Below are 20,975 nucleotides of genomic sequence, written 5' to 3' on the forward strand. Positions count from 1 at the left end.
CGATTATTAAAAAAATCAGTGTTTATGAGGATTGGGGGTGGCATTCAAATTGTGGTGATCAATGAAAACATGGAAGACACCAACCCCATTCTTCCTCAGCGTGCAATGGGGGCGGCCATTTACCTTGCGTACGAATACGTTGAACGTAAAAGACAAGACCGGGGGTATTGGGGATACGATGAGGCCGGTGAAAAGAAGCGTGTAATGGGTAACGGTGTCGATAAATGGTAGCTCTGCCGCAGACTAACACCTGGATCGATCACTATGAGGTCTCGGCCGATAAAATTCCCACTGACATGTCTGAATCGGATGGGACGTATACCTGGGATTCGACAACGCCGGTGGTGGTGCGGATAGGAACAACATCTGATGAACAAAACCTTCTCCCGAAGATTCGGGAGGCATTGGCTAAACATGAATAAGTCGTTGCCGATTGATTCAGTTGCCGCGAACCAATCGTGCAAACCACCGGACGGACCGCCCTCCACACGGCTGAACTTCTTCAAAGAGCCTTACAAGAGGCTGCACAAGCATCTGTATTATCCGAATGGCCGGGCAGAGGGGCCCGTGGCGGAAATAATTATTTTCGAAAAAGATCGGCTTTTTGCCCACCAGAAAAGGAGGTACCCATGCTCACCATCGGCTTCGTATTACTCATCATCGCAGGACTCTTTGCCTTAATTGGTTTTGGAGTCGTTACGACCCCTATTTTAGGACCAGCCCGTGTAGCCTTTTACTTTTTATTGTTTCTGTCTCTCGCGACGATCTTCTATGGAGTGGTTCAAACAGAAGTGCATGTCGATCCACAGGTCCCGACTCAAGAACGGGACTAACCGTATCGGAAGAAAAAAGAGAAAAGAAAGACCTCCTCCTGATCCTCATTCAAAAATCGGCTGGGGGAGAATTCCGCTTCGTTTTAAAGAAGCTTTGACCAGAACACCACGACACTATTCCCTCCCAGCTTCGGTCCATGGCGATCCCGGTATATGCCAAAGTTATAACTATAATTGATCTCTATTTGTGAACCCCAGGGAGCCCCACTGACGATTCCGCCTCCCACCGCCGGCAGCATATCAACCTGATTACGAATAGAACCATCTCCGGTGAAACGGGCTCGTTCAATCGCGGACCAGGTTCCTCGAATATACGGATACAAAAAAAACAACGCCTCATACCGGTAGGTGAAATTGGCAATCGCGTATTTCCGAGGAAACAATTCATTGAAGGCTACTCCCGGAATGAGAGGACGGGAGAGCGCTTCCCATTCATACCCCGTGGGACGCCCAGGCAACCGGAAAGTGGAAAACCGGTCAAGGTTCTTCCCGATTCCACCATACATCGTGACAATCAACCTGTGCCGCTCTGTCGGTACCCAGGGTACCTTCCCTGCGAGGGCGGCATAGAAGCTGGCCATCATAAATGTGCGGTCATCATGGTTATCCGGGGTCTCGAATGCCGGATCTCCCCACTGACGCCAATGGGCCCGATGTCCGTAGAGGGCATCACCTCCGAAAGCGAATCCGTGATGAAGCAACTCCATAAGATTTCGTTCGAATTTATCTATCCGAAGCCGGGCATGGACTCGGCCTTCATACGTGTTCTGGGGCACAATGAAATTATTGGAGGTTTTTGAACTGCGATCGAACCAACGGTAACCGGGTTCATACGTTAAAGAAAATTCAGCGGCATTATCCTGCCCCCCCGGGGATAACGGCGTGCGATACCCGATACCAATCCCCGCAAAGAAATAATTCCATTCCAATTCCACGTCCTTGATAGCCTGTCCTTCTACATATTCGTATCGGCCGAATGGAATGATCACATTTTCAAATGTCATGGCGGCAAACCATGGGCTGGTTGATGACAGACCCCGCTGATACTGGATGTCATTGAATACCCCTGAGAATGTCCCCCGAAACCGCTGGTTTTCGTCCTCCCAATTGCGCCAGACAAACAACGCACCGAAAGGGAGAAGCTCTAACCGCTTGGGTCCGTCCGGAATCCAATTCATCCCGATATTGATCGCCGTCACATGTCGGCGATCCCTCGGAGGGACATAAATTTCCTGTCCAAAGATTTCCGTATGATGGGGTTCTCCGGCAAGCGGCGTGTCGGTTCCTTCTCCCGATGCGAACCGAGGGGAAATCACCACCAGACATATGCATAAGGCCAACATGCCTAGATGGTTGAGAGTTTGGCGAAAAGACTCCTGCCGGATTGGTCCCCTGAAAACATATCTTTGAGCGTGGATTGGTATAAAATGCGCAGTGGAGAGTCGAAGCATTGGAAATTGACAAAATGCTAGGAAGAAATCGGTGGAGATTTTTGTGACGCTAACTTGGAAAGAGTATAGGTCAGCATAATTGTGAAAAAAGCCCCGATGACCGCCACCGTCATATCTTTTTGTGCATCCCATTCGTCCCCCTGAGTGCCCAGATAGGCCTCCCCCAATTCCGGACTAACGAGAAGAGCCACCCACGATTCGATAATTTCGAAGAATCCACTGAGGGCCAATATTCCGCTAATGGGGAGATAATAAGCCCAGAACCCACGCACATTGACCCGGCGAAGGAATAACTCCCTTAAAGGATAAGCCAGGAGAAGCCCGAATGAAAAATGCGCGATACGGTCAAAATGATTGCGCTCAAATCCCCACCAATCCTGCATCCAGAATCCCAGCGGGACGTTTGAATAGGTATAATGGGCTCCGATCGCATGGAGGGTCATAAACACCGTGAGGAAAATATAGGAAACGTCTGATAAGGGAAACCACCGATAGGTCGCGACAAGGACAATGACCAGTCCTATCGCTAAAATATTTTCGAGAAACCAATCATGCCGGTCGAGCGGTTCTATGGCGAGCAATATCCAAAACACCGCATACCAGGCCATTAACCCGTGAAGGAGAGTCCGGTCCTTAAACGACTTCTGATTATTGACGCTTATCGCAGTGGTCAATTGCATGCGGAAGTTTCACCGGCCTTTCCCGGGTAATTGCGAAACGGGTCCCCGTGATTTTCCGTGCTCCTACCAGGATCACCAGAGAAGCTAATGCTCCATATAATGTCGCGGCCATATCCTTCTGTGGATCCCAGATATCTCCCTGGGCACCCAGATAGGCTAGACCTAATTCGGGATGGGCGATTCTGGTAACCCATGATTCGAGGATCTCCCACAATCCCCCCAGCCCCACCAGGGTGATCAGGACCATGCCGGAGCGGAGCCATGCAGCCATACCGGAAATCCGGGAGAAGAGTTCATGCAAAGGCAGGGCGAAGAGCAAGCCGAAACAAAAATGCACAATCCGATCGAAATGGTTTCGGGGCAATTCGAAGAACTCTTCCAGCCAGAGGCCGAATGGAACTTGTGCGTAAGTATAGTGGGAACCTATCGTATGTAACGTCAGAAACACCGTGAGGAGAAAGTATGAAGCGCTTGAAAATGGCCACCGGCGATGTGTAATGGTTAACACTCCGACGAAGAGAAGCGGGAGGATATTAGCAAAGGCCCAACTTTGAGGATCAAAGGGAGCCATTCCCATGAATACGAAAAACCCCAAATACCAGACCAATAATCCGTACCCCACCAGATGCTTCAAATCAACTCTCCCTGAGAGCGGCCGGAACGAGCCATTCCCCGGCCAAAAAATAGCCTCCCTTGAATCCCTGAATGACAAGTCAACGGGAGAAAATTCGTACATGCACTGAGGCTTGAACCCATGGATGACTACCTGCCGTAACAAAGCCTGTTTCCCATTTCTTTCCTTTGAGGGATCCGTTCCGACGTTCTCACGTGAGAGACAGCATTCACTTTTCCCATCCCATGAGCTGGCCAGACTCCGTTATGCTATCGGGAGGGCTCGGCAGTCGGAGGCCGGGACGAGGACCCTTCCGCTTTCGCAGGGTTGCCCTTCATGAACCGATTGCATCCACTATTGCCGGAGACCAACAATCGATACGGTTGCAGGTTTTCATCGATACACAGTCCCATTGTCGCATCTTCAATTTTTGCCGTTGGTTCGATTTGCCACCATTGGCAGCTTTTGCATAATCCCCATTTATCCGCCATCGTGTTCCTCCATTCCGGTCATAAATGTTCGTCTGCCAGGCAAAGCCATGTTCTTTCCCTTAGCTCTTCTGTTCCTTGACCTGCTTGAATTCTTCACCCATATGGTCGGCCTGTTGCTGTGAAAGAATACCTTGAGCGTTCTTAAAAATTTCGCCTTCTTCCTCTTGGATATGATGTTGCACATCCTCTTTCAGTTTGGTGACCTTCTTCAACCAATTCTCATCATTGTGATCCATTGACTCGATCTCATTCAGCAATGTGGTGACTTTTTCGTGTTCTTTGTTGGCATGGTCGATTTTTTGTTTGGTCTCCTCCTTTTTTTGAAGGGGAGTATAGAAGACCTGCTCTTCCGCTTCACTATGCGCCTCCAAGGCATCCTTAAGTTTGAGAAACAGTTTTTCCCGTGAATCACTGTTCTTCCCCGCGGCTTCGATTTGGCTGAATAGTTGCTTAGCTTCTTGATGATCTTCCCTGAGCGCCTGATAAATATCCATTCGACCCTCCACTAGTAAATGATAAGTTCTTCTCCCGAACCATTAATATGATGTTCCGTAGTACACCACGGGGCGGTTTATGAGAGGTATGGACGAATTGATGAAGGGGCTCGCAAAAATGTCCACATACATCCGTCTGACATGGTGTGATCATGGTCACATCACCGCTGCATGAATGAAGCTTTCGAGAGAGGAATGGATAACAGGAAAAACTCACATTCAATCGGAGCCATTGGTCACGATGTAGGATTATTGCTTCAGGTTCCTGGCGCCATGGCATTCCTTAGTGTTGCAATCGTCTTGGGATCCGGCGAATGGTCGATGCTGCCTGGATTTTTATTGACAGGTGTACTTGGAATAGGAAGTGGACAATTCCTCCTCCGGAGCTGCCAGCCCGGTGGTCCCACCGCGCCTTCCCAAGCCATGATCATCGTGGCCCTGGGATGGCTTTTGATTGCCCTGCTCGGAGCTATCCCCCTCTTTGTGGCGGCGCATCTTGAAACCGATCTGAGCAGTTCAATGCAGGTATTTCGGAAGCCTCTTAATGCGCTTTTTGAATCGATGTCCGGATTTACAAGTACCGGTCTGACGATGGCTCAGGATCCCAGCACCTTACCAATGAGTGTGCAGTGGTGGAGAACCTTCACCGAATGGATCGGTGGCGTCGGAGTGATAGTCCTGGCGTTGGCGTTATTCGACCCTACCGAAGAGCATGACTCCCTGTACGACGCTGAAACCCGCTCCACCCAATTTGGAGAGAGTATCCAAGAAACCGCACGCCGCATTTGGGCGATATTTTTTGGCTATACCATCTTTGCTATTGGCATATTCTCCCTGTCAGGCATGCCGATATGGGAATCTGTCAATCACGGGATGACCGGAATTGCAACGGGCGGGTTTACCATTACCTCCCATAGCTTTCGCGACTACGATGTCACGGTTAAAAGTGTTGCGATGATGATCACACTACTGGGAGCCGTCAACTTTGTCACGCACCATGCCCTCCTCGTTGAGCGTCGCCCTTCCACTGTTGTGCGACAATCTCAATTCCGGGCCTTCATATTCCTCTTAGGCGTTGGGGTGATCTTGCTGATAATACTCGAGGTGTCCCGATATCTCCCGCCGGACTTCATCGATAAAATTTTCCAATGGTCATCCGCCCTGGGAACCTGTGGATTCAGCTCCGTTGACCTTGCCAGCTGGTCCCAACCGGCATTGTTGCTTCTCACACTGGGAATGTTGACCGGAGGAATGGCGGGCTCCACCACAGGCGGATTGAAACTTAAGCGGGTGGTATGGCTGTGGAAAGGTGTTCGCTGGAGGCTGGAAAGCCAATGGCTGCCGGAGGAACATACCGCACGGTTCCATTACGATGGAAAGGTGATAGCTGACAGACACGCATTGCGTCACGTGGGATTCGCTGCTACGTTGGCGTTTCTCTATGGTCTGACGTTAGTCGCAGGCGCATTACTCCTCTTTTTGATCCTCGGGGATGGGTATAACTTATCCGATATCCTCTTCGAGACTGCCTCGGCTCTTGGCAGCGTGGGACTCAGCGTCGGCGTCACCGGTCCGGACTTGCCCGCTGCGGCCAAAGGAACGCTCATCTTCTTAATGTGGGTGGGCAGACTCGAAATCATGGCAGTGATTATCTTATTGACCCTCCCATTCGTGAGATTGTTTCGTAGCCGTTCCTGGTCATGAGTTCCTTTGCCTTCATTTTTCGGCGACATAAGATCCTACTAATTTTTCACGTGATCTCATTTGATAATGATTTTCTCGATGGACGCACGTCCGGTTTTCACCCAGCAACGCAACATACGTTTACATGTCGCCGAACCTGGAAGAATTAGATTGCCATCACAGCAATCCGTCCCCCTAAGACCTAACTATTATTATTCCTTTTCTTCAGGCAAAACCGTCAAGGTAAAGTTTTGCAGCCGCCAATCAAGATCTTGTATCTTTTGAATGGCATCCTGTATCTGATCAGGCGAGATATGTTCATTTTCCTTCAAGGAAATAAACCCTTCTCCAAAAATGAGGTGACCATGTTCATATAACCGGTTTTGCGCGCGGCCAACCCAGGGAACTCGAGGAGTGCATCATTCACCTTGTCGGGCAGGTTCAGGTATTCATTCTCGAGGGAAGTGGGGGCGCGATTGACCAATCCCGTCACGGCGTCTTTTGTCTGGCTCCAGCCATCCTGTAATATGCCGAGTGCAATAAATCCGGCGGCCACAGAATCCGCCCACCACCATCCCATTCCGGCTCCTAACACGCCGGCAATAGCCGCGACACCGGTCTCCCAATCGGCCTTATTCATTTTTCCGTCGGTCAGAAGAATTTTATCGTTCAGCGTCTGGGCATATTTCAGCTTGGCGCGTCCAAGGAAAAGAGGCGGAAAGGTCCCCCAGGACAGAACAAGAATCATCCACCATCCCAGCCATACATCGACACCAAACAATTCCATCATCCCGATCGTCGGATAGTCTTGCGTGACCAGTTTCATCGACGCATCGATGATCAGAAATATACCCATGCCCGACAGGGCGAGGGCCGCGCAGAGAAATAAGACGGATATCACGCGGTGGTACCCATAAGGAAAGTGTTTATTAGGTTTCTTCCAACAAATATGCGTGCCGATCAGGAAACACAGCGGAGGAATCAGGCTCAAACAATCTTCCACCCAGGCTGTTTTCATGGCCTGAGATGAACCTAAAACCACATACATGATAGGAATGAGACTTCCCAAATACGCCAATGTGACATACTCCAACCGCCGGGACCGGCGAACCGCATCATGCTGCTTTTCAGTAAATTCATACTGTGGTGCGGGCTTCATAAACGGCTCTCCGCTTCCCACAAATGTTGAATACGATGTTGCTGCTGCTTTAAAAACGTTTCCAGTCTCACCAGAAATCCATTTTCTCCCTTCGGAACAGCCAGAACATGCTCATACTTTGGTTCATCCCCTGTTTGAAAATAATTTCTCGTCAAACCCAACTCATCTTTGCGTGGACTGGCATTTGTCAGTCCCCCTACCATCAAATCAATCTGATGCTGCCGGAGGTATTCAGTCGCATCGGCTTCGGAGAGAAACTCAATTTGAGGTTCCGCGCCAAGGGAACGGGCGAAAGCCATGGCCAGCTTGATTTCGATGCCCTTCGCCACCCCCTCCTCGCGATAGGCCCACGGGGCCTGGTCAATGGCGCCTATCCGTAACACCCCCCGGGACTGAATATGCTGAAGTGTGTGGTGGGTATCCTTGGGGAACTCGTCACACCCGATAAGAGTGAATGAGATACAGACGAACACGATATACAAATTGTTCATCATGCCCTCTTCATATCAGAGAAACATGCACGTTTTCCGTCTGCAGAAAGGGTGGAACAGTAACCGTTTTCGGAGGAGAAAATAGGACGAGTCACACAACAAACACGCCATGAGGAAGGGCATTCAAATGATACGCACACATAAGAGGAAAAATCATCCTGTCCATGGAACTCTCCAAGGCACGAGGTCCAAGATTTCTGCTCTATGGTGGTCATTGAGAGTATTGATTGAAAATGATGAGTATCCTTGAACTGCATCCAAACCCGGGCGGACACCCGGAATTGCCACCGTCCAAGGCTTTGTTTGTTGGCTCCGGTTATTCCGGTATTATCGTTTTTCCGTGGTGCGCAAAACATGTCCCGTATCGACGCCCACGCCATGCTTATACACCAGTTCTCCGCCCAACCATCCGGATATTCCCAGAAGGAAAACTCCCAATGTGGAAAGAACAAATCCTTCTTCCCATGTTGGATCCGCTGCACGAATCCAGGCATTCACCCCAAATAATGCCACGATGATCAAATTAAGGGTCATATGCCAGATGCCAATTTTTTTTGGATGAGAGTCGGTCAGCGACCGAAAATCCAGATATCCGGGAATAGCAGCCAGTAATGCCCCTACCACACCTCCACTGAGAGTATAGAAGGCCACGAGCCGCCATTCCTCTCCTCCCCACCCGCTGATATAGATCACATCGGCCACCCATGAAAAAATCCATAAACCGAGAGGCAAGGGAATCAACATGACGTGCAACGGATGCCCTTTAATACTGGCGGGAGTCATCATAGAACTTTTCCTTTTACCTTCTGTTTCTTCTCTATATGGCAAAAGAGAATGCGGTAAACTCCTAATCCTGTTTCCGGAAGAATTCCACGACCAACAGGTGTTCTATGGAAGATCATTTTTGAATTCGAGCGGAAACACAACTGTACATAACCCTTGCAAAGTGACTTGGCGGCAGGCTATTCCAGCTCGCCTCCGTCCGGGGTTTGCCGTGGAATTATTAAGGGGAATTAGGAGAGGAACGTGATGCAGGAAAGTGGGAGGCATTCTAACTTCCCCTCGGCACGCCTTACATCCTATGCTTCACGAACGTCGGGAGTGGTTTTGATCCAACAGCGCAACACTTCCGCCACGCTCCATGCTTGCGCAATACAACCCCGTGGGGTGAAGGGCGCTTCAGCATCAAAAATTTCGCTGATGCTGCCGATGCATCCTTCGTTCAGATGGTCTTTCAATCCCGATAGGAATTGACGCGCCCCTGCGACATCCTCCGGATGCACTTTGAGCCACGCGTCGATGAAGGGGCCGATCAGCCATGCCCATACGGTTCCTTGATGATAAGCCGCGTCGCGCGCGAGCAAATTGCCATCATATTTTGCGTTGTAGCTGGGATGATCGGCCGATAAGGATCGTAATCCGACGGGCGTCAGTAGGCGATGCTGAACGATATTCAGGACCGCGTCCCAATATCGGCGATCGAGAACAGGATGCGTCAGGGAAATGGCCAGTAATTGATTGGGTCGACAGGCCGCATCGTCTCCTTGCTCACCGTCCACGACATCGAATAAGTGACCGCCCGGTTCGTACCAAAAACGCCGGTTAAAAGACATCCGTGTGCGCTCAGCATGAGCCTCCCATTTCTTGGCCTCAGTGTTTCCTCGAACCCGACGGACCCATCCGCCAAGGAGGCATAGGGCGTTATACCATAGCGCATTGATTTCGACGGCTTTGCCGCGTCGCGGGGTGACGACCCAACCGTCGACTTTGGCATCCATCCATGTTAATTGATAGCCCTCTTCTCCCTGCCGTAACAAGCCGTCTTCCGGATCAACCCGAATCCCAAATCGTGTCCCGTTCAGGTGATGCTCGGCGATTGCCTGGAGTTGAGGCAGTAGAACATTCAATGTCTCCATGTCGCCCGTGGTTTCCAGATAACGGCCAATGGCTTGAAAGAACCATAAGGTGGCATCGGCGGTATGATAGAGGCCTTGTTGATCGCCTTCAGGAAACAGGTTCGGCAGCAGCCCATCGCGGAGGTAATGGGCAAACAGCCGTAAGGTGTACCCTGCTTCGGCCTGGCGTCCTGTCATCAACGCCAGACCTTCCAAACTGATCATGGTGTCCCGACCCCAATCGGTAAACCAATGATAGCCGGCGATAATCGTACGAATTTCGTCTCCCTCGGCACTGGCTCGCGCGGAATCCGCGATACGGCCGACGGGCTTAATGATAAATTGGTCCGCGGCCAGCACCAGTTCCGGACCGATCCCGCGGCGGGCACCTTCGTGGGCCGCAGCAAGAATGCGTCTCCGTCGCTCATGTTCCAACCGCAAGACCTCATCGACCGGTAAGGCCGTCACAACTTCCCAGGACTCTGTCGAGGCCGTGAGGCACACAGGATGGTCCTGCGAAAGATCGGCTCTGAAGTAACCGGGAGACCAAAGGGTTCCACTCTCTGCATACCCGCGACTCTCTTCTACCGGATACATCCTTTCGGCCAAGGTCTGGCGATTCACGGTAAATGCCTGTCGAGCTCCATGCAGGTGCATTCGGAGCGTCGGAAGATCCGGCAACACACTCAGTTCATATTTTGACTCGACTTCTGTCAAGCGAAAGACTCCCGGCAAAGGTGTGTTCACGGGTGCGTCATGCGACCGGTTGTGCACCGATGGCATCAATTTCAACCGGACGGAATCCCCATAAAGCAGTCGATAGATTATATACACGGTATTTTGTTGATGAGGCATGAGAATGTGCTTTTCGATCGTCGCGCCGGTTAATTCATAACGCCAGACGGGAAGCCCCATTTCGAGCCGAAATTCCGTCAGGTAATCGATTCCGTGTGGATGGGGATCTGGTAGGTTGTCATGTGCCTCACCGCTCAGTTTGATTAGGGTCCCATCTGCCAGCCGGACACGTTCCGATAGGTGAGCCAGTGTCATCTGCCTCCCAAGGGGAGCGGGCAATGCGGCAATAAATAATCCGTGGTAGCGGCGAGTGGCTATCCCCGCCAGGGTGCCCGAGGCGTACCCGCCTAAGCCATTGGTCACGAGCCATTCCCGGCCGATCAGGAAGTTTTCCCAATCGTCGCCGGTTGTGTGTCGCATCAGGCGTCGCGTTATCATAGTGTTGTCAGGAGTTTCGGTCATATTTTTTCGTCGTCGGTTCTTTTAAGACCACAATTTTGCACTCGCCATCAACGGATATTTTCACCTGAAACTTTTCCAAATTAGCCAAACAGTGGATGGTCGCCCTCTTGGTATTATAGAAAATCGGTCCTAACCAATATCTCACAGAGTCCCTCTCTTATGAGACAGAACCGGAATGTTGAAAAAACCCTCCATTTGAAAAGGAAGGGCGTACATGTCAGACTCGTTGCGCTGGTGGCAGGACGGTGCCATTTATCAGCTGTTAGTTCCCTCCTTTCTGGATACCAACGGAGATGGATACGGGGACCTGCGGGGAATTACCCAACGCCTGGAATACCTCGAGTGGCTGGGAGTCCGCGCCATTTGGTTGTCACCGATCTATCCATCTCCCCTGGCCGACCTTGGTTACGATATCACCGACTATCAAAACGTCGAGCCCAAATTTGGATCGCTGCACGATTTTGACGAAATGGTGACCGAAGCCCATCGCCGGAATCTCAAAATCATACTGGATTGGGTGCCCAATCATACGTCAGACGAGCATCCCTGGTTTCTCGATTCACGGTCGAATCGAGAAAGTGCCAAGCGCAATTGGTATCTATGGCGCGACGGAAAACCGGATGGATCCCCTCCGAATAATTGGATCAGTGTCTTTGGAGGCAGCGTATGGGAATGGGATGCGACCACGGCGCAGTTCTACCTTCATACATTCCTCGACAAACAACCGGACCTGAACTGGCGGAATCCGGATGTCCGGGCGGCCCTGTTCGACACGATGCGGTTCTGGCTGGCAAGAGGAGTAGATGGATTTCGCATTGACGCTCTGGATTTGCTGCTTAAGGATGATCGGTTTCGGGATAACCCGCCGAATCCGGAGTACGAGGACGGACAGGGACCGGATAGCCGATTGCTTCCGCATCACACGCGGGATCAGGACGGGATCCATGAAATTGTTGCCACCATGCGCAGGATCGCGGAAGAGTTCGGTGACGACAAGATGTTGGCTGGTGAACTGTATTTGCCTGTGCCACAAGCGACAGCCTACTACGGAAACGACACACGGGAGTTGCATTTACCGTTGACCATGAAAATGGCGTGGACGCCGTGGACCGTTGAAGATTTGGCGCGTTCGGTACAATCCTATATTCAGCATGTGCCGCCTCACGGATGGCCTTCGTGGATTTTCAGCACGCACGACTGTCTGCGGTTGCCCATGCGTCTCCAAGGAGAACAGACGCGCGCGGCAGCCATGTTGTTACTCACTCTGCCCGGCACCCCGGTGCTCTACTATGGCGAAGAGATCGGTATGCGTGGAGTCCCGATTCCTGCCGAACAGGCGATCGATCCCCAGGGCCGGAGGACCGGGCGCAACCGCGATCCGGAACGCACGCCGATGCAATGGAACACGGACCTCCACGCCGGATTCTCTTCCCAGGAACCCTGGCTTCCAATCGCAGAGGATTCTCAGACGGCCAATGTGTCCTCCCAAAGCGGGAATCCACGCTCACTCCTCACGCTGTATCGCCGGCTGTTCGCCATCCGTCACGAAAAATCTTTTTTTTTGAACGAGCGACCGGAATTTCTCAATGTTCACAACCCGCTTATGGCCTACCTGCGAAAGAGTCATGACGGTGAACATCTTGTGGTGCTCAACTTCAGTGGTGAACCGCAAATACTTGATCGGGACCCTTCATTTCAGGCCCGCGTCTGTCTTTCGACTTTTCTGGACAAGGAAGGCGAGGAAATCCATGGCCGTCTGGATCTGCGCGGACATGAAGGGCTGATTCTCTCATGCGATTGAAAAAATATCTTCATTGGTCTGTTTTTGGTTTATATCCAGGGATATTACCAGTAACCGTGGAGGATGGGCGGGTGTATGGTATTTTCTACCGTGATTCCGATGGCTTGAATGCCAATCACCCGATTTTCCGGGCCGGAAAAAATCGTATTGGAGATGTCATATGAAAAGCACGAATATCGGAGCTCTGGAGCAAATCCTCTCCATAGGTATTGGCAGTGTGTGTATTGTTCATGGTCTCAGGCAAAAAACTGGGCGCGGCATTCTACCCCTGCTATTCGGGAGCGGATTAGTCATTCATGGCCTTACAAGCCATAGCCGCCTGTATGAGGCCATTGGAATTGACGAATTGCATGGATCTCATATACGGCATCCCTTGAATAGAACCGTTCATTTCCGAGAATCCATTACGATCAATCGATCACAGGAGGATCTCTATTCGTATTGGCGGGATTTTAAAAATTTACCACGCTTCATGCAAAATCTCGTCGCGGTCCAGGAACTCGACGATAGACATTCCCGTTGGCAGGCACGCGGCCCCTTCAATAAACCATTTCATTGGGAAGCCGAGATTCTTGAAGAACGTCAAAACGAACTAATCAAATGGCGGACGATTGAAATACATTCAAATCTTGAACACGAAGGAGTCCTGTCCCTGCGCCGCGCTGTCGGAAATCGCGGAACGATTCTCTCCTTGGATTGTCGATGGACTCCGCCGGGAGGAGTATTTGGGGCAGCAGTGGCAAAGCTCCTTCCCGAGGACCCTGCACGTCAGGCGAGTGAAGATCTTCGACGCTTTCGTCAATTAATGGAGACCGGAGAAATTTCGCGAAACCAGCAGACTTCAACCGATCTTGACCATTCTGGGCTCGTGCAGAAGGTACGGGAAGTAGGCGACGAACTTGGCATCACCGACCCCGTGGCTGCGGAGCAACGCCTCTAGTTGCCCAAGCAGAGGCTCTGAGGTATAAGACCTTTATTTGTCGACTGCACTCTTGACCCAAAACGGCAATTCCGCATCCGGAAAAAGTCGATTGTGTACGCCGTGTCTCTTCTGAACAATACGTCAAGGCCTGTTGAGGGCTGTAAGGAAACTTCACATGCGAGCAGTCTGTTGGAATGGAACACATGACGTCAGGATCGAGAACGTTCCCGACCCGGAAATTCTCAATTCCCGTGATGCCATCGTTCGCGTCACTCTCACAGCTATCTGCGGCTCAGACCTTCACCTGTATGACGGATACATTCCGACCATGAAGGCCGGCGACATCCTCGGTCATGAATTTATGGGGGAAATTGTCGAAGTCGGAGCCGGCGTACACAACCTACGAAAAGGCGATCGGGTCGTCGTCCCATTTAACATCGCGTGTGGAAGGTGTTTTTTTTGTACAGGCAAGATGTGGTCGTGCTGCGACAATTCCAACCCCAACGCCTGGATGGCAGAAGCGGCCTATGGACATTCCCCTGCCGGACTGTTCGGTTATTCCCACATGCTCGGCGGCTATGCAGGAGGACAGGCCGAATATGTCCGGGTGCCCTTTGCGGATACGGGACCGCTCAAAATTCACAATGGTATTAAGGATGAGGAAGTATTGTTCCTCTCCGATATCTTTCCCACGGGATATCAGGCAGCGGAAAACTGCGGGATTCAGGAAGGCGATACCATTGCCGTCTGGGGTTGTGGACCCGTGGGGCAATTTGCCATACGAAGTGCCCTGATGCTAGGAGCAGAAAGGGTATTTGCCATTGATCATTTTCCCCAACGTCTGGACCTGGCGCGCCGTGGCCACCCCGGACAATTTCATGAGGATGATCGAATAGAGACTATTAATTTTGATGAGGATGACGTCTATGACTACCTCATGAATGCGACCGGTGGCCGAGGCCCCGATGCCTGCATTGACGCCGTCGGACTCGAATCTCACGGCACGACGGTAGACGCCCTCTTCGACCGGATCAAGGTGGCGAGTCTCCTCGCGACCGATCGCATTCATGTCCTTCGCCAGGCGGCACGAGCTGTTCGCAAAAACGGCACGATCTCCATACCAGGCGTGTATGCCGGTTTTGCCGATAAATTTCCGATTGGCGCCATCTTCGGTAAAGGCATTACTATACGCTGCGGTCAGACACATGTTCATAATTACATGCAGCCTTTGTTAGAACGCATCCAAAACGAAGAGATTCATCCGTCTTTTATCATCTCACACCGCTATAACCTTGATGAAGCTCCGGACGCCTATAAAAATTTTCGGTTTCACCAAAATGAGTTCAAGAAAGTTGTTCTTTGCCCTTAAAGCGTGTCGGAATACAATCGGAATAAAAACGAATGTCCGGTCGTTTCAACCCTGAATGTCTCCTCAAAAAAACAGATGAGGAAGATTAAGAGGGATAGAGGAAATTCCCACCGGACTATCTCTTCTTTTTTCTGGAAGACCGGCGTCTCGTCGTGCAAGCGGGGCATTCACGTGAGCTCAAGATAGGCTCCAGCCTGGCCCTTTGCCAGACCCCCCTCAACCATGTTCCGCGTAGACTTATAAAGGAGGTATCGTGAAATGAACAGCGTTCATGTAAAAAATGGGTTAACTCAAGGCAGAAAAAGAAAGGGGGATTTATGAAAATGGATACGTCTCGGGCTTGGGGATGGATAGTGGGGTCGCTAGCGGCGGCGGTCTTGATCTTGGGGACGACCTCTGTGGCTGCACCAGCTGGTTTTACAGCCTATAATGATCTGGCTTGGGGGACGGGGCAACTGGAAACGAATATCACGAAGTTCACTTCACCTAATGGGGGCTCTGGCCTTCCCGCCACCGGGCTACTGAAAGATTTTGCTACTGGGCTTGATACGGGCGTGACCATGACCGTGGCCGGCGGCCAGTTTATTGCCGGGGTCAATGATTTGCAAGGGGAAGACCCGACTACCGGTGATGCCTTTACGATCTTTGATGGCAAGGTCAACGGGAAGGGCGTGGTTACCTATGTCGATGATATAAATAATTCCCTTGTGTTGACATTTAGCGGACTAAACCCGGGCAAAACGTATAATCTGACCTTCTATGCTCATCGAAACAACAACGGGTGGGATCGAGCGTCCCTGGTGACCCTTTCCGGCCAGGACGCATTTACGAATACGAGTTCCGTCGCGACGGATAATCCTGATACGGGAACGTATCCTGGGGGGTCGCTGTTTACGGGACCGACAAGTGCTTCCACAAGATTGCCAGCGGACAATGATAATGGCTATGTGGCCCAGTTTAGTGGCATTGATCCCGGTAGCGATGGGACGGTGCAGCTGACCATTAGTTTTGATGGAATTGTGGCTGAGCGATATAAGGGAAAGTATGGCAGCGCGGTTCGGCTGATTGAGTCATCGGGTTCAGGTGGGCAGGATTTGAATGGAGATGGGAAAGCTGACCTTGTCTTTAGGAATGCGAATGGTAATGCTGCAGTCTGGTTGTTGAATGGGGCAGCAGCTCCCTTGTCCACCGTCTCGCTTGGCGGGGTGGGTTCCGCCTGGGAGATAGCGGGAGTAGGCGATACCGATGCCGATGGCAACGCGGACATCATCTGGCGCAATACCACCACGGGCGCGGTGGCGGTGTGGTTGATGAACGGAGGAACACGGATTTCGGCGGGCATCCCCGGAACAGCATCGACCGCATGGTCCATTCAGGGAGTCGGGGACCTGAACGGAGATGGTAAGGCCGACCTGGTCTTTAGACACACGAATGGGAGCGCGGCGGTCTGGTTGCTGAATGGGACCGGGACCCCCTCCTCAACCGGTTCCCTAGGTGTGGTGGGCTCTGCCTATCAAATTTCGGGGGTGGGTGATACCGATGCCGACGGCAATGCGGATATTATTTGGCGCAACACCACGAACGGCGCGGTGGCGGTGTGGTTGATGAACGGGGTGACCCGGACCTCCGTGGGCTTTCCCGGTACGGCGTCGACCGCGTGGACCATCCAGGGAGTCGGAGACCTGAACGGAGATGGTAAGGCCGACCTGGTCTTTAGACACACGAATGGGAGCGCGGCGGTCTGGTTACTAAATGGGACCGCAGCGCCCTCCTCTACCGGTTCCTTAGGTGTGGTGAGCTCGGTCTGGCAGATTAGACAAGTAGGCGATACGGATGCCGATGGCAACGCGGACATCATCTGGCGCAATGCCTCGAGCGGGGCGGTGGCGGTGTGGCTGATGAACGGAGTGACCAGGACTTCCGTGGGCTTCCCCGGCACGGTGTCGACGGCCTGGGAAATTCAACCTTAGCTTGATGCACCTGCCGAATAGAGGGCCTGCTGTAGGTGACTCTCGTTTCTTGAAGAAACGAGAGTCGCCTTGGCTAGCCCAGGTCTTTATAAAACTTTCCTAAAGGCCGTGCAGGAGAAGAATCTCACCTGAAACCTGAGGAAATGGACTTTTGACAGGGAGATTGTATTATGGCGTTGCCGACAGAACCTCGTCCTAAAATTGATATCTTCGCGAATTCCCAGACCCCCCATACACCATTTCGCTATACGCGTGGGATGACAAAAAGCTAGTTCGAAGTGATAAAATGGGCCCATTGTGAACAGCATAGGCCTTGTATGAAACCGTGTACGGTGCATTCCTGCTGTCGTATAAACCAGGGATGGAGCTCGAGGATCTCTGCCTCACAAAAGGTCGAAGTCTCTGTGCGCACTGCTGTCACCGTAATGTGGTTCAATTTGACACCTCATGGTCTTATCAATGAAATGACACCGGTCCCTATCCCGGATGAAATAAATGATCGACCCTGGCCCTTGAATCAGATTTTTCCGACAAGATCCAAGCCTGGTTTCAAAGTCTTATTTCCGGGGGACCAGCTGGCGGGACATACTTCGCCTTTTCCTTCTCTGACATGGACAGCAGCCTGGAGTTTACGTAAGAGCTCCCGACCATTTCGTCCAATGCTATTATCGTGTATTTCTCCCACTTTTAGCACACCATCCGGATCGATAAGAAAGCTCCCGCGTAACGAGACCCCTTCCTCCTCCAAGTAGGTTCCGAACTCCCGGCTTAGCCGTCCCGTCGTATCAGCTACCATGGGGAACTGAATATTTTTTATGGCAGGCGAGGTGTCGTGCCAGGCCTTATGCACAAAGACCGAATCGGTGCTGATGCTAAGAACCTCAGCCCCGAGTTTTTGAAATTCCGGATACAACTCCCCCAGTTCTTGTAATTCGGTCGGACAAATAAACGTGAAATCTCCCGGATAAAACACCAGTACCAACCACTTTCCCTGGCATTCCGACAAGGTAAGTGAACGGATTTGTTCTTTGTGGAAGGCCTGGTATGTGCCATCCGTGATCGTCTGTCCAATCTGCTTCATCATGCGTTTCGACCTCCTTTAGGGAACCGGGTTGTAATGGTTAAGCACACGTGTTTCAGAGCAGATAATCGGGCGCGTGTATCTGAACTCCAACTCTCAAGTCACTTAAACAAATCTTATCCCGGAATGCAAAAAGTTGTGACTGCCATGAACCCTTGTGTGAAACTCTCCTATTTCCCATAACAGTTTTTGAAGTTTCTCACCAGGGTTTCTCACAGTGTGGCCTTTTCAATTGATTCGATATGATGAGGAGTTTAGCGTCATATGTTTACCCATTTATTCATCACGAAATTATCCATGAGAAGGAGCGATTCGCATGGCCAAAAAGCAACCCACTAAATCTTCTCCTACTTCCACCCGCAAAACCGCGAAATATGCAGACCAAGCTGTCGAGATCGGCACAGGAGGGGAAGTGCACCAGACCAGCGGAAAAACCAATCCGACATTAACCACTCAGCAAGGTATTCCTGTCGCGGATGACCAAAACTCGTTGAAAATCGGAGCGCGGGGTCCAAGCGCATTGGAAGACTTTCACTTTCGGGAGAAGATGTTTCACTTTGACCATGAACGGATCCCAGAACGGGTTGTGCATGCCCGAGGGTTCGGTGCTCATGGGTATTTTGAAAACTACGAATCTCTGGCAGATATCACCAAGGCCGACCTCTTTCAACGACCACGTGATAAAACTCCTGCGTTCGTCCGCTTTTCTACCGTAGCGGGAAATAAGGGCTCCTTCGATTTGGCAAGAGACGTCCGGGGATTCGCCGTGAAGTTGTATACCAAAGAGGGGAATTGGGATCTCGTGGGCAACAATATGCCCGTGTTCTTTATTCAGGACGCCATGAAATTTCCAGACCTCGTTCACGCAGCCAAAGCGGAACCGGATCGTGGCTTTCCACAGGCGCAAACCGCGCATGATAATTTCTGGGACTTTATCTCTCTGACCCCCGAAAGTATGCATATGATCATGTGGACCATGTCCGACAGGGCTATCCCCCGTTCCTTTCGTTTCATGGAAGGGTTTGGCGTTCACACCTTCCGGCTTATCAATGGTCAGGGAAAATCGACGTTCGTAAAATTTCACTGGAAACCCAAATTGGGGATGCAATCCGTGGTGTGGAACGAAGCCGTGAAAATTAATGGAGCCGATCCGGACTTCCATCGCCGGGATTTATGGAGTGCCATTCAGCAGGGTGATTATCCGGAATGGGAACTGGGTCTCCAGCTTTTTGATGATGATTTTGCTCAACAATTTGATTTTGATGTGCTCGATGCGACCAAACTTATTCCAGAGGAAATTCTACCGATTCGACGCGTGGGCCGGCTCGTTCTGGATCGCTGTGTGGACAATTTCTTTGCTGAGACCGAACAGGTCGCCTTTTGTACGCAAAATATTGTCCCGGGTATGGATTTTTCAAATGATCCCCTGCTGCAAGGGCGGAATTTTTCCTACCTCGACACTCAGGTCAAACGGCTTGGCGGTCCGAATTTCACTCACATCCCCATCAACGCGCCCAAATGCCCGTTCAGCCATTTTCAACAGGACGGCCATATGGCCATGCAGAATCCGAAAGGCCGAGCCAACTATGAACCGAATTCCTGGCCCGGCGAAGCGGGAGGTCCCCGGGAATCCCCGGAGAAGGGATTTACCTCATACCCTGCCGATGAAGAAGGCCCAAAAGTACGAGTTCGGTCCGAAACTTTTGCCGATCATTACAGCCAGGCTCGTCAATTTTATATCAGCCAGACCGAAGTCGAACAAGCACACATCGCGAATGCCTTAGTCTTTGAATTAAGCAAAGTGGAACATCCTGAAATACGGACTCGTATGGTTTCTCATCTGCTGAATATTCACCAGGATTTGGCTAAACAAGTGGCCAAGGGTCTGCGCCTGAAGGACATGCCCAAGCCTGCGGATGCCGCAAAACCAACACGAGAGGATCTTGACCAATCACCCGCGCTCAGCATTCTTCTCAATAGTCCCAATACCTTCAAAGGGCGAAAGCTCGGAGTGCTCATCACCGACGGTGTGGATATAAAATTATTTAAATCACTCAAAGCCGCCGTCAAGTCGGAAGGGGCGATCATGGAGATTGTGGCCCCCGGCGTGGGCGGAGTGGAAGCCAGCGACGGGACGTGGATTGAAGCGGACCAAAAAATTGATGGTGGGCCGTCCGTGCTGTATGACGCCGTGGCACTTTTACCTTCCGAGGAAGGAGGGGTGGCCTTGGCCAAGGTTCCTGCCGCCAGAGATTTTGTGGCTGATGCCTTTGCTCACATGAAGTTTATTGGTTACGTCGAAGCCGTCACCCCCCTTTTTCAGAAGGCCGGAGTGCAGGAAAATCGAGACGCTGGGTTTATTGCGCTTGATAAGGGGAAGGGATCAACTCAATTGCTTGAGGCGTGCCGGAAACTTCGTTTCTGGGATCGCGCAGCGCCCTCTTCATGAATCAGTCGCGTAATGATCGCCAGGAAAAGTTTTGGTAATGACATCCTGGCTGGATAAGCCCTTCATATTTCAGGGTAAACTATGGGCTATTCAGGGGTTTATGCTAGTTAGCTGTCTTCTGAATCTCCTTCATAATTCCCCAAGGGTAACGAAAGTTTTCTAGATTTTCGTGAAGTCATCGCATTTAAAAAAAAGGGGGGAAAATCATGAAGGTATTAAAGACAGTGCTAGGAGTGTTTATGGTGGTCTTGCAACTGTTGGAGGTCATTGGCATGGTAAGCCGATTCGTTTTAGTAATCTGAACCCACAATTGAAAATGGGAACGAAGCTATCCCT

Annotated in this window: 19 protein-coding genes; 9 read left to right on the forward strand and 10 right to left on the reverse strand. The window is 51.3% G+C overall.

Annotated features, from left to right (window positions below; all coding sequences use genetic code 11):
• The first annotated feature begins 24 nt into the window (after positions 1 to 24).
• The 3 genes from LX98_RS11820 to LX98_RS11830 all read left to right on the forward strand — a co-directional run bounded on the left by LX98_RS11820 (position 25) and on the right by LX98_RS11830 (position 833).
• On the forward strand, positions 25 to 231 hold the full coding sequence (locus tag LX98_RS11820) for a hypothetical protein (protein ID WP_496429092.1): 207 nt from the start codon (positions 25 to 27) through the stop codon (positions 229 to 231).
• Entirely contained in the window at positions 225 to 422 is a 198-nt protein-coding gene (locus LX98_RS11825) for a hypothetical protein (RefSeq protein ID WP_496429093.1), read from the forward strand. The genes LX98_RS11820 and LX98_RS11825 overlap by 7 nt, the downstream gene beginning before the upstream one ends.
• Before the next feature lie 207 nt (positions 423 to 629).
• Positions 630 to 833 (forward strand): hypothetical protein, encoded by a 204-nt coding sequence (locus LX98_RS11830; protein WP_496429094.1) that lies wholly within the window; start codon positions 630 to 632, stop codon positions 831 to 833.
• 83 nt (positions 834 to 916) lie between these two features.
• Here LX98_RS11830 and LX98_RS11835 read toward each other — a convergent pair whose 3' ends face one another.
• The 5 genes from LX98_RS11835 to LX98_RS11855 all read right to left on the reverse strand — a co-directional run bounded on the left by LX98_RS11835 (position 917) and on the right by LX98_RS11855 (position 4,562).
• Positions 917 to 2,152, reverse strand: coding sequence for a hypothetical protein (locus tag LX98_RS11835; protein ID WP_496429095.1), 1,236 nt, complete (start codon positions 2,150 to 2,152; stop codon positions 917 to 919).
• Positions 2,153 to 2,301: 149 nt separating this feature from the next.
• On the reverse strand, positions 2,302 to 2,964 hold the full coding sequence (locus LX98_RS11840; RefSeq protein ID WP_496429096.1) for a DUF2238 domain-containing protein: 663 nt from the start codon (positions 2,962 to 2,964) through the stop codon (positions 2,302 to 2,304).
• The gene (locus LX98_RS11845) at positions 2,933 to 3,598 is read right to left on the reverse strand and encodes a DUF2238 domain-containing protein (RefSeq protein ID WP_496429097.1); all 666 of its coding nucleotides are present in this window, start codon (positions 3,596 to 3,598) and stop codon (positions 2,933 to 2,935) included. The genes LX98_RS11840 and LX98_RS11845 overlap by 32 nt, the downstream gene beginning before the upstream one ends.
• 248 nt (positions 3,599 to 3,846) lie before the next feature.
• The gene (locus LX98_RS11850; protein WP_496429098.1) at positions 3,847 to 4,068 is read right to left on the reverse strand and encodes a hypothetical protein; all 222 of its coding nucleotides are present in this window, start codon (positions 4,066 to 4,068) and stop codon (positions 3,847 to 3,849) included.
• A 59-nt stretch (positions 4,069 to 4,127) separates the two neighbouring features.
• Positions 4,128 to 4,562 carry a hemerythrin domain-containing protein gene (locus LX98_RS11855; protein WP_496429099.1) on the reverse strand — a complete coding sequence of 145 codons (435 nt, stop codon included), beginning with the start codon at positions 4,560 to 4,562 and terminating at the stop codon, positions 4,128 to 4,130.
• 195 nt (positions 4,563 to 4,757) lie between these two features.
• Here LX98_RS11855 and LX98_RS11860 point away from each other — a divergent pair, with 195 nt between their 5' ends.
• Complete coding sequence (locus LX98_RS11860) at positions 4,758 to 6,266, forward strand: potassium transporter TrkG (RefSeq protein ID WP_496429100.1); 1,509 nt, start codon at positions 4,758 to 4,760, stop codon at positions 6,264 to 6,266.
• A gap of 307 nt (positions 6,267 to 6,573) precedes the next feature.
• Here the strand turns inward: LX98_RS11860 and LX98_RS11865 are convergent, their stop codons facing one another.
• The 4 genes from LX98_RS11865 to LX98_RS11880 all read right to left on the reverse strand — a co-directional run bounded on the left by LX98_RS11865 (position 6,574) and on the right by LX98_RS11880 (position 11,047).
• The gene (locus LX98_RS11865) at positions 6,574 to 7,404 is read right to left on the reverse strand and encodes a cation efflux transmembrane domain-containing protein (protein ID WP_496429101.1); all 831 of its coding nucleotides are present in this window, start codon (positions 7,402 to 7,404) and stop codon (positions 6,574 to 6,576) included.
• Positions 7,401 to 7,898 (reverse strand): transporter substrate-binding domain-containing protein, encoded by a 498-nt coding sequence (locus tag LX98_RS11870; protein ID WP_496429102.1) that lies wholly within the window; start codon positions 7,896 to 7,898, stop codon positions 7,401 to 7,403. The genes LX98_RS11865 and LX98_RS11870 overlap by 4 nt, the downstream gene beginning before the upstream one ends.
• Positions 7,899 to 8,222: 324 nt before the next feature.
• A complete protein-coding gene (locus tag LX98_RS11875) occupies positions 8,223 to 8,681 on the reverse strand; it encodes a DUF2231 domain-containing protein (RefSeq protein WP_496429103.1) in 459 nt (152 codons plus the stop codon).
• A gap of 293 nt (positions 8,682 to 8,974) precedes the next feature.
• Entirely contained in the window at positions 8,975 to 11,047 is a 2,073-nt protein-coding gene (locus LX98_RS11880) for an amylo-alpha-1,6-glucosidase (RefSeq protein WP_496429104.1), read from the reverse strand.
• Positions 11,048 to 11,261: 214 nt separating this feature from the next.
• Here LX98_RS11880 and LX98_RS11885 point away from each other — a divergent pair, with 214 nt between their 5' ends.
• The 4 genes from LX98_RS11885 to LX98_RS11900 all read left to right on the forward strand — a co-directional run bounded on the left by LX98_RS11885 (position 11,262) and on the right by LX98_RS11900 (position 17,109).
• A complete protein-coding gene (locus LX98_RS11885; protein WP_496429105.1) occupies positions 11,262 to 12,848 on the forward strand; it encodes an alpha-amylase family glycosyl hydrolase in 1,587 nt (528 codons plus the stop codon).
• Positions 12,849 to 13,008: 160 nt separating this feature from the next.
• Positions 13,009 to 13,788 (forward strand): SRPBCC family protein, encoded by a 780-nt coding sequence (locus LX98_RS11890; RefSeq protein WP_496429106.1) that lies wholly within the window; start codon positions 13,009 to 13,011, stop codon positions 13,786 to 13,788.
• 157 nt (positions 13,789 to 13,945) lie between these two features.
• Complete coding sequence (locus tag LX98_RS11895; RefSeq protein WP_496429107.1) at positions 13,946 to 15,139, forward strand: alcohol dehydrogenase catalytic domain-containing protein; 1,194 nt, start codon at positions 13,946 to 13,948, stop codon at positions 15,137 to 15,139.
• Between the two features lie 323 nt (positions 15,140 to 15,462).
• A complete protein-coding gene (locus LX98_RS11900; RefSeq protein WP_496429108.1) occupies positions 15,463 to 17,109 on the forward strand; it encodes an FG-GAP-like repeat-containing protein in 1,647 nt (548 codons plus the stop codon).
• Positions 17,110 to 17,626: 517 nt separating this feature from the next.
• On the opposite strand, the gene LX98_RS11905 is transcribed toward LX98_RS11900, so the two are convergent.
• Positions 17,627 to 18,190, reverse strand: a complete 564-nt coding sequence (locus tag LX98_RS11905) for a redoxin domain-containing protein (RefSeq protein ID WP_496430599.1) — start codon at positions 18,188 to 18,190, stop codon at positions 17,627 to 17,629.
• Between the two features lie 316 nt (positions 18,191 to 18,506).
• Between LX98_RS11905 and katE the strand changes: the two genes are divergently transcribed.
• A complete protein-coding gene (katE, locus tag LX98_RS11910) occupies positions 18,507 to 20,639 on the forward strand; it encodes a catalase (protein ID WP_496429109.1) in 2,133 nt (710 codons plus the stop codon).
• The last annotated feature ends 336 nt before the right edge of the window (positions 20,640 to 20,975 follow it).

Source organism: Nitrospira marina (assembly GCF_059568365.1).

Excerpts from the sequence above, each read along its gene's own strand:
- LX98_RS11820 (WP_496429092.1), top strand. The coding sequence starts at position 25 with ATGAGGATTGGGGGTGGCATTCAAATTGTGGTGATCAATGAAAACATG.
- LX98_RS11825 (WP_496429093.1), top strand. The coding sequence starts at position 225 with ATGGTAGCTCTGCCGCAGACTAACACCTGGATCGATCACTATGAGGTC.
- LX98_RS11830 (WP_496429094.1), top strand. The coding sequence starts at position 630 with ATGCTCACCATCGGCTTCGTATTACTCATCATCGCAGGACTCTTTGCC.
- LX98_RS11840 (WP_496429096.1), bottom strand. The coding sequence starts at position 2,964 with ATGCAATTGACCACTGCGATAAGCGTCAATAATCAGAAGTCGTTTAAG.
- LX98_RS11850 (WP_496429098.1), bottom strand. The coding sequence starts at position 4,068 with ATGGCGGATAAATGGGGATTATGCAAAAGCTGCCAATGGTGGCAAATC.
- LX98_RS11855 (WP_496429099.1), bottom strand. The coding sequence starts at position 4,562 with ATGGATATTTATCAGGCGCTCAGGGAAGATCATCAAGAAGCTAAGCAA.
- LX98_RS11860 (WP_496429100.1), top strand. The coding sequence starts at position 4,758 with ATGGATAACAGGAAAAACTCACATTCAATCGGAGCCATTGGTCACGAT.
- LX98_RS11865 (WP_496429101.1), bottom strand. The coding sequence starts at position 7,404 with ATGAAGCCCGCACCACAGTATGAATTTACTGAAAAGCAGCATGATGCG.
- LX98_RS11870 (WP_496429102.1), bottom strand. The coding sequence starts at position 7,898 with ATGATGAACAATTTGTATATCGTGTTCGTCTGTATCTCATTCACTCTT.
- LX98_RS11875 (WP_496429103.1), bottom strand. The coding sequence starts at position 8,681 with ATGATGACTCCCGCCAGTATTAAAGGGCATCCGTTGCACGTCATGTTG.
- LX98_RS11880 (WP_496429104.1), bottom strand. The coding sequence starts at position 11,047 with ATGACCGAAACTCCTGACAACACTATGATAACGCGACGCCTGATGCGA.
- LX98_RS11885 (WP_496429105.1), top strand. The coding sequence starts at position 11,262 with ATGTCAGACTCGTTGCGCTGGTGGCAGGACGGTGCCATTTATCAGCTG.
- LX98_RS11890 (WP_496429106.1), top strand. The coding sequence starts at position 13,009 with ATGAAAAGCACGAATATCGGAGCTCTGGAGCAAATCCTCTCCATAGGT.
- LX98_RS11895 (WP_496429107.1), top strand. The coding sequence starts at position 13,946 with ATGCGAGCAGTCTGTTGGAATGGAACACATGACGTCAGGATCGAGAAC.
- LX98_RS11900 (WP_496429108.1), top strand. The coding sequence starts at position 15,463 with ATGGATACGTCTCGGGCTTGGGGATGGATAGTGGGGTCGCTAGCGGCG.
- LX98_RS11905 (WP_496430599.1), bottom strand. The coding sequence starts at position 18,190 with ATGAAGCAGATTGGACAGACGATCACGGATGGCACATACCAGGCCTTC.
- katE (WP_496429109.1), top strand. The coding sequence starts at position 18,507 with ATGGCCAAAAAGCAACCCACTAAATCTTCTCCTACTTCCACCCGCAAA.